Annotated in this window: 9 protein-coding genes; 2 read left to right on the forward strand and 7 right to left on the reverse strand. The window is 47.3% G+C overall.

From position 1 onward, the window contains the following. Nucleotides 1-110: 110 nt before the first annotated feature. Complete coding sequence (locus tag RHEIN_RS16705; RefSeq protein WP_008900158.1) at nt 111-1,463, reverse strand: GGDEF domain-containing protein; 1,353 nt, start codon at nt 1,461-1,463, stop codon at nt 111-113. 270 nt (nt 1,464-1,733) lie between these two features. Between RHEIN_RS16705 and RHEIN_RS16710 the strand changes: the two genes are divergently transcribed. Then, on the forward strand, nt 1,734-2,801 hold the full coding sequence (locus tag RHEIN_RS16710; protein WP_008900159.1) for a pectate lyase: 1,068 nt from the start codon (nt 1,734-1,736) through the stop codon (nt 2,799-2,801). 72 nt (nt 2,802-2,873) lie between these two features. On the opposite strand, the gene RHEIN_RS16715 is transcribed toward RHEIN_RS16710, so the two are convergent. The 6 genes from RHEIN_RS16715 to rnk all read right to left on the reverse strand — a co-directional run bounded on the left by RHEIN_RS16715 (nt 2,874) and on the right by rnk (nt 11,044). Then, nucleotides 2,874-5,993, reverse strand: coding sequence for an efflux RND transporter permease subunit (locus RHEIN_RS16715; protein WP_008900160.1), 3,120 nt, complete (start codon nt 5,991-5,993; stop codon nt 2,874-2,876). A 9-nt stretch (nt 5,994-6,002) separates the two neighbouring features. Further along, the gene (locus RHEIN_RS16720) at nt 6,003-7,250 is read right to left on the reverse strand and encodes an efflux RND transporter periplasmic adaptor subunit (RefSeq protein ID WP_008900161.1); all 1,248 of its coding nucleotides are present in this window, start codon (nt 7,248-7,250) and stop codon (nt 6,003-6,005) included. Further along, nucleotides 7,247-8,560 (reverse strand): TolC family protein, encoded by a 1,314-nt coding sequence (locus tag RHEIN_RS20510; RefSeq protein ID WP_008900162.1) that lies wholly within the window; start codon nt 8,558-8,560, stop codon nt 7,247-7,249. Before RHEIN_RS20510 ends, RHEIN_RS16720 begins: the two co-directional genes overlap by 4 nt. A gap of 59 nt (nt 8,561-8,619) precedes the next feature. Further along, nucleotides 8,620-9,021 (reverse strand): hypothetical protein, encoded by a 402-nt coding sequence (locus tag RHEIN_RS16730; protein WP_139056491.1) that lies wholly within the window; start codon nt 9,019-9,021, stop codon nt 8,620-8,622. A 27-nt stretch (nt 9,022-9,048) separates the two neighbouring features. After that, entirely contained in the window at nt 9,049-10,077 is a 1,029-nt protein-coding gene (locus RHEIN_RS16735; RefSeq protein WP_008900164.1) for an FAD:protein FMN transferase, read from the reverse strand. A 106-nt stretch (nt 10,078-10,183) separates the two neighbouring features. After that, on the reverse strand, nt 10,184-11,044 hold the full coding sequence (rnk, locus tag RHEIN_RS21420) for a nucleoside diphosphate kinase regulator (RefSeq protein WP_008900165.1): 861 nt from the start codon (nt 11,042-11,044) through the stop codon (nt 10,184-10,186). Nucleotides 11,045-11,353: 309 nt separating this feature from the next. Between rnk and RHEIN_RS16745 the strand changes: the two genes are divergently transcribed. After that, the gene (locus RHEIN_RS16745) at nt 11,354-12,184 is read left to right on the forward strand and encodes an alpha/beta fold hydrolase (protein ID WP_008900166.1); all 831 of its coding nucleotides are present in this window, start codon (nt 11,354-11,356) and stop codon (nt 12,182-12,184) included. The last annotated feature ends 41 nt before the right edge of the window (nt 12,185-12,225 follow it).

A 12,225-nucleotide genomic window follows, 5' to 3' on the forward strand; every position in this document is an offset into this window, starting at 1 on the left:
ACGGCTTTACTACTTTACTTGATGACCATTGCCACATTCGGGCAATTGCAGCGTCTGACCAGTGAGCATTACACTGGATCGAATGAACGATGGGCCTGCCCTTGTGGCTTTTAGCCCAACTGTACTTTGTTTCGCCCCATAGCTTTGGCCTGATACAACGCCTGATCGGCTCTTTTTAGCATTGAATCTTTGTCATCACCCTGCTGGTATTCTGTCACACCAAAACTGATGGTGAATTGGGGCAAACCTGGCTCGTCAAGACTGGCAATATGTTGTCTTAACATTTCAGCGAGTTGACATGCGGCTTCGGCTTTTTGTTGCGGCAGTAAAATGACAAACTCTTCTCCACCTAAGCGAAACAACGAGTCTGTTTTACGTAAGCGGCGGCTGATATGCTCTGTTAAAGACTGCAATACTTTGTCACCTGTGTGATGGCCAAACTGATCGTTCACCTTTTTAAAGAGGTCCACGTCCAGCATGGCAATACTGAACAGGCCACCACGTTCGGCAAGGCTCATCTCCATACGCAGTTGTTCATCCCACTTATGGCGGTTAAAGGCACCTGTTAATTTATCCCGTGTCGCCAGCACCAGCAATTGCTGTTCTATTTCCTGCCTGTTACTGATTTCCAAAGAAAGGCGCTGCACCATCATTTTCAAATCATGTTCAAGTTCTGTAAGCTCATCCTGATGTTGTGGCTGATGAAAAACCGGGCTGCTGATAGGTTCGCCCAGCTCTATGGACTGTTGTACGTTTTTAATTTCGGCCTGAATACGGCCAATACGACGACGAAAAATTTGCAGTATATAAAAAGTCAGATACAAGCCAATCACAAAAGCGCAAAAACCAAGACCTGTGTTCACCAGCATAAATTCATTTTGATGTTTGTCGGTATAACGGCTGGCTTCGAGCGTTAATTTTTCCATATGCCGTAAAATTAACATCATGCTTTGGTCTAAAAGGGCAGCTTCGTCTTCAAACCGGCGCCACTGCTGCTCTGTGGTATTGCCTTGTTGCAAGGCCAACATAAGCTGCTGCTCAAAGCTGTCACTTTGCTGATGAAACTGTTGGATACTGGCCAGAATTTGCTGATGCTCAGCCGCTGCAAAACGAACCTGATGTTGCTGCAAACTTTTGTTTAACACCAACTCAGTTTTATCCAGCAGAGCTTTTAATGCCTCGCGTTGCGCGGCAAAAGCTTGTTCTGGCTTTAACTCAACTCTGGCATCTTTACCATTTAAGCGAAATTGTTCAATAAATAAATGCTGCTTTAATTGCATCATTTCCAGCTCACTGAGCATTGCAGTCAAAGGCACATCAATTTCTGCCACCTCATGCATTTCCGCACTTATAAGTTTAAGTTTAAAAATGGAGTAGAGAATAACAACAAATAAAAAGGACAGCAGAACCACCAGTAAACTACTGATTTTTCGCTGTAAAGAGGCATTAAACCACTGCTGCATAAAAGGTCCTGTCTGATCAGATCGCTGGACCGACTGTAAAGCGGCCTGCCGGTTGACGTGGTGCTGTTGGCTATCGTTCAAGCATCTTAACGATAAATTGCTGATTTAGATAATAAAGTGCGCTCAGTTGCAGAACTTAACGCCTGAATACAGCGACTATCTCCCACCAAAAGTTTCACTATTGGAAACTCTTGAACTTAAGTTAAATTAAGGTTTATTTATTGTTAATAAATACCGTACTGTGACCGGAATACAACAACCGGAGGTTCTATGAACTTACTACATCGTTCCATCAAAGTACTGTCTTGCGCTCTGTTATTGCCTTTGTCGCTGTCTGTTGCCGGGCAAACTGAGCTCAACACCACACTGATGCTGACCAAAAAAGCCGACAAAACCTACCTTAGCTGGTCAACAGAAGTTCCAGCTGTAGCCCGGCAGGAAATTTACCGCAGCACCAGCAGCCTGTTTGAGCAGGCCGAACGTATTGCGGTATTAGACCCCTATCAACAAGTGGCGGAAGACAACAACTTTGCCCCTCATCAGGACTATTGGTATTGGTTAAAAGTAATTGACGCTGATGGCAAGGAACATCTGTCCAACTTATCTGCCACAGTACCCCAATTCAGTTATCAACCCTTTGCCACTATAGCCAATGCCAGCCGCTGCAAAGCTGGAGCTACCTTTAGCAACGAAACAGTAGACTGTGGCGGTGTAACTGTGGGCAGTAGTTGTGCCGGCGATGCAGAAGGCCAGAAACCGGTGATCACCTTGAAAAACGCCAGCGTGAAAAACCTGCGTATTTCCGCCAGCGGTGGTGCAGATGGTATTCATTGCAGCAGTGGCAACTGCACTATTGAAAACGTCGTCTGGGAAGATATTTGCGAAGATGCCGCCACCAACAATGGTAAGACGATGACAATCAAAGGTGGTTTAGCCTTTAACAGTGCCAATGGTTCCGGTGGTAAACCCGATAAGGTATTTCAGCACAACTCAAAAAACAGCACCACTGTGCTGACAGGTAACTTTACTCTGACAGGAGAACACGGCAAATTATGGCGCTCTTGTGGTGACTGTACCAACAATGGTGGCCCACGTTATCTGACCATTTCAGGTGTGACAGTGAATGGAAAAATTGACAGCATAGCTGGAGTCAACAGCAACTATAAAGACGTGGCTACTATTCGTAATCTGAAAATTAAAGACTACAAAGCAGGCAAGCCACCCATTTGCGAACACTACACCGGAGTGAAAAAAGGACAGGGTAAATCTGTAAAAGATAAAGAATACTGGAACAGCGCCAGCTGTAATGTCAGCAAAACCGATGTAACCAAGCTGTAATGTATTGAAGCTGAATCGATAAAAAAACAGGGACTGAATTTAGCAGTCCCTGCTTTAGTATTTATGCTCTGTTTACACTTTTCTGAAATTCACCAACCGGTATAAAGCAGGCAGCACCAGCAAGGTCAGTAAAGTAGAGGTGATAATGCCGCCTATCACTACAGTGGCCAAAGGCCGCTGAATTTCTGCGCCAGTGCCTGTGTTAAAAGCCATAGGTACAAAACCCAGGCTGGCCACAAGCGCTGTCATCAGTACTGGTCTTAACCTCGATAGAGCGCCCTGTTCCAGCGCGGCCAAAAGCTCCACGCCCTGATCTCGCAACTGGCGGATAAAACTAACCAGCACTATGCCATTCAGCACAGCTATACCTGATAAGGCAATAAAACCTACAGCAGCAGAGATCGACAACGGCATATCACGCAAAAGCAACGCAAATACGCCACCTGTCAGAGCCAGCGGCACACCGCTGAATACCACTAAAGTATCCCGCACTGAGTTTAAGGCGCCATACAGCAAGCCGATGATCAGCAGCAGAGTTAAAGGCACCACTATGCTTAAACGCTCTGTCGCCGACTGCAATTGCTTAAAAGTGCCACCGTAATCCAGCCAATAGCCATCGGGCAACTCTAAAGCATTCATACGTTGCTGCACTTCAGCAATAAAACTGCCCAAGTCTCTGCCTGTCACATTGGCTGTCACCACAACATTACGTTTACCACTTTCCCTGTTAATTTGGTTCGGGCCTGTGATTTCTTTAATAGTGGCAATTTCACCCAGCGGCACATAGCGCAACTCAGCCGAGTCATTGAGGGGCAAAGTGACTGGAATACGGGCTAAAGCTGCAGGGTCTTGCCGTAATTCCTCAGGCAACCTGAGCAACAACTTAAAGCGCTTGTCGCCTTCGTACATCAATCCCACCTGACGGCCACCAATAGCGGTTTGGATCAGTTGCTGCATTTGCGCCACATCCATACCGACTAAAGCTAAGTGATCACGCTGCGGTTCTATGGAAAGTAAGGGCAAACCGGCCGCCTGTTCCATTCGTGCATCTTCAGCGCCAGGCACTGCAGCAAGCACTGCAGCGACCTGCTCACCCACTTCGGCCAAAATATCCAGATCATCACCATAAACCCGCACTGCCACATCGGTCCGAACCCCGGCGATCAGTTCGTTAAAGCGCATTTCTATCGGCTGAGTAAATTCGTATTTATTACCCGGAATTTGCTCTACTAATTGCCGTAGTTCCTCTTCAAACTGAGCTTTGCTTTTATCCGGATTGGGCCAGTCCTGCTGGTTTTTTAGAATAATAAAAGTATCGGCAACATTAGGTGGCATAGGGTCTGTGGCGACTTCCGGCGTGCCAATTTTTGAGAACACTCTGTCTACTTCAGGCAAAGTGGCTACTTCCGCTTCCAGCTGCATTTGCATCAACACCGACTGCGTTAAACTGGTGCCCGGAATACGCAAAGCATGCATGGCTATATCACCCTCATCCAGTTGAGGCAAAAACTCCGAGCCCATTTTAGTGGCTTGCCAAAGCGCTGCCGACATCAGAAGCACAGCGGCAACAGATACCAACAGCGGCGTTTTAATAGACAGCACCAGCAAAGGTTGATAAGCCTTGCGAAGTGCCAGCATTAAGGCATTTTCTTTTTCCGAAATTTTGCCACTGACAAACAAGGCAATAGAAGCCGGAATAAAAGTAATGGCCAGAATTAAAGCGCCCAATAACGCCGCTATAACAGTAAAAGCCATAGGCTGGAACATTTTTCCTTCTACACCACTTAAAGCAAAAATGGGCAGATACACCAGCATAATAATAAAGACGCCAAACATAGCAGGTGTCATCACTTCTTTGGTGGCGGCTAAAACCACGGCAGACCGTTCTTTTAAGTTGAGTAATCTGCCCTGTCGATGCTGAGCTAAACCCAGTTGGCGCAGGCAGTTTTCTACCACTATCACAGATCCGTCGACTATCAGGCCAAAATCAATAGCACCTAAGCTCATCAGGTTGCCACTCATTTTATTGGCCGCCATACCGCTGATGGCAAACAGCATACTCAGTGGGATCACAAGCGCTGTTAATAGCGCCGCCCTGACATTACCTAAAAACAAAAACAGGATCACTACCACCAGCACAGCACCTTCCAGCAGATTGGTTTCTACTGTTTTGATGGTTTTATCCACCAATGTAGTTCTGTTGTAATTTGCTTCGGCTAACACACCTTGGGGCAAACGTAAGTTGATCTCTTCAAGCCGACTAGCGACTTGCTGCGAGACAGTACGGCTGTTTTGCCCCATCAGCATCATCACTGTGCCAAGCACTACTTCGTTGCCATCCTGAGTGGCAGCGCCGGTGCGAAGTTGTTTGCCAATAGCCACCTCGGCGACATCTTTCACCCGCACCGGGCCGTCGTCTCTTTTGGCGATCACTAAAGCTCTGATATCCTCTAGCGACTTCAACTGGCCTGGTGAGCGGATCAACCACTGCTCACCATTGCGCTCTATATAACCAGCCCCCACATTGCTGTTGTTTTGCTCAAGAGCTTGCGCCAAATCATCCAGCGTCAGTTTAAAGGCCAGCAGTTTGATCAGATCAGGCGCCACCTGATATTCGCGGACATAACCGCCAATGGTATTAATTTCGGTGACACCCGGCACTTTGAGTAGCTGAGGCCGGATCACCCAGTCCTGAATAGTGCGTAAATCTTCCGGGTTATAGGCAGAGCCATCGGCTTTTTTGGCGTCAGGCACCACTTTGACAGTGTAAGAGAAGATTTCGCCAAGGCCTGAAACTATGGGCCCCATCTCCGGATCTATGTCGGCAGGCAGTTCGTTTCTGACATTTTGTAGCCGCTCCGACACTTGTTGTCTGGCCCAATAAATATCAGTGCCTTCGGTAAAGACCACTGTGACTTGTGATAAACCATAACGCGACAATGAGCGGGTATATTCCAGCTGCGGCAAACCTGCCATCGCAGTTTCTATGGGGTAAGTAATACGCTGCTCAGTTTCCAGTGGTGAAAAACCTTCTGCAGCCGTATTAATTTGCACCTGCACATTGGTGATATCTGGCACTGCATCGACAGGTAAACGCGATGCTTGCCAAAGTCCTGCCGCAGCCAATAACAGCGTCAGCAGCATGACGAGCACTGGCTTTGCCAATGCTGTTTTGAGGATATTATTTATCATGACAACCCCTTAATGATCATGGCTGGCGCCAGACTTCATCAGGTCGGCTTTGAGAATAAAACTATGAGTTGTGACATATTCCACACCCAGTGGCACACCGGATAACACTTCTACTTGTGTATCGTCGGCGCGGCCTAATTGCGGCATACGAATTTCAAAGTTGTCGCCATGGCGGATAAAAATTACGGTTTTGCCATTCCACTGCTGCAAAGCGGCTTTGTTGATCACTAAAGGCGCATCTATAGTAGCAACCGTGACGTCTGTTTTGACATGCATACCTGGCCGCCAGTGGCCGTCCGGATTGGCTACTACACCGCGGGCGCGGGCAATATGGCCACCTGTCATTTGTGGCGCTATATAACTGATTTGGCTTAGGGCAGATTGATGACCATGTAAGTCTTTTACCAGAAAATCATCACCCACTTTGAGCATTTCTGTATCAGACGGAAAAGCGGACATTTCGATATAGACTGAAGAAAAGTCACTGATTTCCAACAGCGGCTGTTCAGATACCCTGCTGCCAACACTGACGTATTTGGCCGTCACTTCACCTGAAATAGGCGCATAAACAGAGTAAATTTTTAAGCTGGCCGGGTTTTGCACTGTCGCCACTAACTGGCCTTTCGTCACTTTATCGCCGACGTTAACCACCATTTGTTGCACTAAGCCAGCATAAGCAGCACCAAGCTGCACCTGCTGTTCTGGCAGAGCTGCCACAACTCCAAATAAATGCAGCTGAGTACGGATTTGGCCAGCTTTTGTTTGCTCCAGCTCTATACCGGCTTTTTGAATAGAACGCTCGGACAACTGAAGACGGCCTTCAAAGGAGTCATAATGCCATTCATAGTTTTTGCCCTGATAACTGGTCTTTATTTCTACTGCAAAGGAATGAGGCTCACGAATGACTGTATCGCCAAGCCAATAATCCAGCTCAGGGCTAAAGTTGATCACTTCTGCAGCTTCACCCAGCCGTTGTAAAGTGACCTGTAGTTTTAGCTCTGTAGCTTTTATGGCTTTGCCGTTTTGATAAAGATATAAACGCAGCTCGGGCTCAACTTCAGTTTCATAAATGGTCACTTCTACAGCGAAGTCACCCTGGGTCAGTAAACGCCCACCCTGTGGGCCTTTGGCGGGTTCGGTTTCAGATTGCCCGTCTTCGTGATCTGCACTAGGGTCATCACCATGAGCAGTAACCAAAGCAGTAAAATTCAAGCAAACACTTAGCAATAAAATGGTTAAAAAGCGGAAAAAATTCATTGAGAAAGCTCCTGTTGTAAAGGGAGACCGTAAAGTCTGGATTGCTGCGTTAAGGCTTGTGGACCTTTCACCGCCATAGGTAAACCGGTCAGGCGTTCCAGCTCTAAAAGTTGCAGATGCAAAGCGTATTGCAGGTCAATGACGTTGCGTTTGGCTAACAAAATTTCCTGCTGCGCTGAGAGTAAGTCGGTCATATCAAAGACACCTTGTTGATAACCGGCCGACATCTGCTCCAGTAGCTGTTGCGCCAGCGGGATCACTGCTTTTTGGTAATCAAGGATTTGCTCGCTAAGCTGAGTCAGTTGCAGATAAGTGCGCTCTGTTTGTAATTGCAGCTGCTGCATAGTCTGTTGCTGCTGCAGCTTGGTTTGCTCAGCCAAAGCTTCACCTGCCAACACAGCGCCCCGATTTGGGTTTTCCAGAATCAGCGGCATACTGACCTGCAGCACAAAAGCATTGTCGTTGCTTTGTTCATTGCGGCGAATACCAGCCCCCAAAGTTAAATCGGCCTGACCTAAAGCTTTGGCTAACTGCAACTGACTATCCAGCACTCTGCTCTGCGTCAGCCACCACTGCAGCTGTGGTGCTTGTTGGAGTTGCGTCAGTACATCAGCTAAAACAGGCAAAGTAGGAAGCAGGCTTAAATCACCAGATACCGCATTAAAATCAGGCTGACTTGCCCAATGACTGGCTAACAGACGCAGGTTAACCCGCTTTTCAGCCAACAGACTTTTATGCTCCATCCGGCTTTGCAGCACTTTCAGTTCAAGTCGGGTGACATCAGCATCTGTTACATTTCCCGCTTTGGCGCGCTGTTTAGCCACTTCAAGCATTTGCTGTTCAGTCGCCATTTTTTGCTCTGTCCACTGCAACAAAGCCTGCTGATGCAATAGCTGCAGAAAAGTTCGCATCGTAGCCGCCAGCGCATCCACTTTATCCAGCTGGTATTGCTGCTCTGTTAATTTGCTTTGCCATTGGGTCAGCTCAAGCCGCTTCTGGCGTTTATCACCCAGTTCAATCAATTGGCTCAGGCTTAAGGTCAGTTCGGCATTTTTAAAGCCAGTGCTGTCGCCAGTGCCCAGTACATCGGCCAGCTCCAGATTCAGTTCAGGGTTAGGCCTTTGTCCGGCACTGATAGCAGCGGCATCATGGATACGCTGCTGATAGGGGTACAATTGCAAGCCAGGGCTTTGCACTAAAGTGCGTTTTAACGCTTCTTCAATAGTAAGTGTTGTCGCTTGGGCAGGCATAGCCCACAGCAACACTAAGGCCAGCAGCATAGAAGCCGCATGGCCGGAATTCATAGTCATAACTATGCTCCACCAGATCATTTAAATAAAAGTAAAAAACGGATGTTTAACTGAAGACTTTAAGCGTTGGGTGGAGGTACTAAAGGGGTATAGCTGGTGGTGATCATCGCATATTGAGCTAAGCCTGATGCTTTGTGCACCACAGGGTCTGCAGATACAGAATAAAGTTCGGCTATATAGCAGGCAACATGAGCATGAGTGGGATGATGATTGTCGTTGTGTTCAGCTTCGTGCCCTGCAGCGTCTTCTGCGCTTTGTTGGGCACCGTCTTGCGTAGCGCAATGCTGATGTTCACTGTGACTGGACTTGTCGAATAAAGAAAAAGGGTGATCCTCCTCCGGCAAATGCATAACAATGCTTTCACAGGCCGAAACGGCGTGATTCAGCATAATCAACATCAGTACAAGCAAGCGGAGCATAGGTTTTGGCATAAAGCCCTCGATAAGAACTGTTCGCATCATAGCCTATAGTTCTTCACCAACTCAAGCTTATAGATAAGGTTCAAAGGCCTTTGAGTAAAGCTCTACAAATTCACCTTGTTGGTTTTTCACAATAAACAAGGCGGCAATTTGCTGTTGGTCCGCAAGTTCCATGGCTTTTTCCGGGCCCATCACCATAAAAGCTGTGGATAAGCCATCCGCTGTCATGCAGGACGGATGGATCACCGTAGAGGACAACATCATGTGTGTTACAGGCTTGCCGGTTTTAGGATCTATTAAGTGCGAATAACGCTGGTTGTTTTCTTCAAAGAAAATACGGTAATCACCTGAAGTAGCCACAGCATTGTCTTTAGGCCGGATCAGGCGCTGCAACACACGACCTTCAGCCACAGGTTTTTCCAGTCCTACAGTCCAGTCTTTGTTTTCCAGAGAGCTGCCTTTCAGACGAATTTCACCGCCAATTTCAGCCAGAAAGTTGTTGATGCCTTGCTGCTCCAACACTTCTGCCACCAAATCAACACCATAACCTTTGGCAATAGTGGATAAGTCGACATAAAGCTGTGGCTTAGTTTTATAAACGCGGGTGCCATCCAGTTGCAGATACTGTGCTCCAATTTGTGTTCTGGCCATAGTGATGGCGGCATCATCCGGTACTTTTTCTGGTCTGTGTGTGGGGCCAAAACCCCATAAATTAACCAAAGGACCTACAGTAATATCCAGATAACCATCGGTCAGCTGCGCCAGCCGGATCCCTTCTGCAAATAACAGCCGCAGCATTTCCGAAGCTTCACGCGGTTCTGTCGAATCACTGCTGTTAAATAAGGACAATTCAGAATCTTTGATATAAGTAGAGGCCACCTGATTCACCTCTTTTAATGCCAGATCAATCTGAGCCTGCACCTGCTGCTGATCCGGCATGCCGGGCTGGCTGATATAGCTGACATGGTAGGTCGTGCCCATGGTTTTGCCTTCCAGCAACACTTTTTCGTTGTCAGGTTTTGCACAGGCAGCTAAGGTCACTACAACAACAAAAGCGAAAAAATGTTGTTTCAGACCCAAAAAAGATGCGGTATTCAAATCGTTTTTCCTTCAGAACAGCTCTGTGGTTATTATCCCACAGAGCGTCTGGTCAAAGCTTTGCACTTATCTGATCTAATGGCTTAACTATCGCCACAGTGCTGATTTATCTGTGCAATTGTCCGGCTCGCTCTGGCTGGTAAAGCAGTTGCAGCACTTGTATCGGCTGAATATCGCCATCAGGCATAGGCCAGTGAATTTCATCGCCTTCACGTAAGCCAAGCAAAGCTGAACCTACAGGAGCCAGCACTGAGACTTTATCACCTGCCGCATCCAGATCTTTTGGATACACCAGTGTCAGGCAAGGTTCTTCGCCTGTTTTCAATAAACGCAGCCTCACTGTGGAATTCATAGTAACCACATCCTTTGGCATTTCTTCGGGTTCAACCACAGCACCACGTTCCAGCTCTTGCTCCAGTGCTAAGCGGGCTGGATCTGTAGCTGGCAATCGGCTTAACAGTGCGTCTAAACGGTCCAGATCCAGACTGGACAACAGCAATTCAGGTAATGCGGGGTCAGGTAAAGTTGGATTCATTAGTTTCTCCTGTACAGAGGGGGTAAAAGTAAAAGCTGGGGGTTGTTTGACCGACATCAGATCACACAACATAAAACGCAAAGTGCGACGAAACAGCTGAACTTCAGCCACCTGCCCCACATTTTTCCCCAATAAAGCAGCGCCTAAAGGGGATAACACCGAAATAAAACCTTGTTCTGGTTGTGCTTGCTGCGGGTAAACCAGAGTGATCCAGGATTCCGTCTGATCAGACAAATCCAGCAACCGCACCGAACACCCTGGCAGCATGCCGGTTTCGCTCAGTGGTTTACGTTTTTGTTTGGCAACAGACTCCAGTTGCAACAACAGCTGCTGTACTTGCCAGGGCGGTAAGGGGTGGATAGCAGAAGCTGCCATAAAAAATAGCGCCGAAACATCGGTTTTAGCCGATGTTTTTTTAGTAAAGATAGTCATTCCAGACTCCGGAATTTAAATAGTCAAAATCAGAGAACGTAGCGAACAGCCGACCCCGTCAAACGGAGCCGGCTTAAGAATGGAAGACGGTAAAAAAAGCAGCGTGATAAGACGGCGACTTTATTGCTGTTTTGAACAAAAGAACCTCCGTCTTGTTGCAATGGAAAAGGAATTCTACTTTGGACACCATATCGTATTTGGCGACAGAACTCAAAGCCCGGCTTGCTTTGCCGCTTTGTGCCTTAGCCCACAGATATGTGGTTAAAATCAGTCCATGCTCACAAGTCAGCCCAATACACGGAGTACGACATGAGCTATTTCACGACCAAAGACAATACCCAACTTTATTACAAAGACTGGGGCAGTGGCAGCACTGTGATTTTGATCCATGGCTGGCCTTTATCTTCCGACAGCTGGGAAGAACAGGCCATAGCGCTGGTAAATGCCGGCCACAGAGTGATTGCTTATGACAGACGTGGTTTTGGCCGGTCTTCCCAACCCTGGCATGGTTACGACTACAATACCCTTGCAGACGACTTAGCTGAACTGATCAACCACACAGCAGTAAATGATGTAGCTCTGGTTGGCTTTTCGATGGGCGGTGGCGAAGTAGCGCGTTATATGTCACGTTTTGAAGGCAAAAAAGTCACTAAAATTGCGCTGATTTCCTCCGTCTTACCTTTTCGTTTACTGACGCCGGACAATCCAAGCGGTACTGACGCTGCAACTTTTGAACAAACGGCTTTGGCATTAAAAACCGACAGGCCGCATTTTTACACCGCGTTTTTCCAGAAGTTTTTTGGCGTCAGTATCTTATCTAACCCGGTCAGCTCCGATTATTTAGACTGGATGCAAGGCATAGCTATGCAAGGCAGTTTACGTTCGGCCTTACAGTGCCTGAACTCTTTTTCGTCCACTGACTTCAGGGCAGATTTAGAAGCAATACAGGTGCCTGTGTTAGTGATCCATGGCACTGAAGATGCCACAGTACCCATTCAAAGTTCGTCACGCTTAATCCGTAACTTTATTCCGGACGCTGAACTGATTGAATACGATGGCGCACCACATGGCTTATTTGCCACAGAAAAAGACCGCTTAAGCCGGGATTTAATCCAGTTTTTAAAAGCGGACTCCGTTTAACAGTGGAGCAAAACTTCAGTCAGAGCTTTCGCTCTGACTCC

The organism is Rheinheimera sp. A13L (genome assembly GCF_000217935.1).
GTDB lineage: Bacteria > Pseudomonadota > Gammaproteobacteria > Enterobacterales > Alteromonadaceae > Pararheinheimera.

Bases quoted from the DNA above. Each gene is read 5' to 3' on its own strand.
- RHEIN_RS16705 (WP_008900158.1), bottom strand. From the start codon at position 1,463: ATGCAGCAGTGGTTTAATGCCTCTTTACAGCGAAAAATCAGTAGTTTA.
- RHEIN_RS16710 (WP_008900159.1), top strand. From the start codon at position 1,734: ATGAACTTACTACATCGTTCCATCAAAGTACTGTCTTGCGCTCTGTTA.
- RHEIN_RS16715 (WP_008900160.1), bottom strand. From the start codon at position 5,993: ATGATAAATAATATCCTCAAAACAGCATTGGCAAAGCCAGTGCTCGTC.
- RHEIN_RS16720 (WP_008900161.1), bottom strand. From the start codon at position 7,250: ATGAATTTTTTCCGCTTTTTAACCATTTTATTGCTAAGTGTTTGCTTG.
- RHEIN_RS20510 (WP_008900162.1), bottom strand. From the start codon at position 8,560: ATGACTATGAATTCCGGCCATGCGGCTTCTATGCTGCTGGCCTTAGTG.
- RHEIN_RS16730 (WP_139056491.1), bottom strand. From the start codon at position 9,021: ATGATGCGAACAGTTCTTATCGAGGGCTTTATGCCAAAACCTATGCTC.
- rnk (WP_008900165.1), bottom strand. From the start codon at position 11,044: ATGACTATCTTTACTAAAAAAACATCGGCTAAAACCGATGTTTCGGCG.
- RHEIN_RS16745 (WP_008900166.1), top strand. From the start codon at position 11,354: ATGAGCTATTTCACGACCAAAGACAATACCCAACTTTATTACAAAGAC.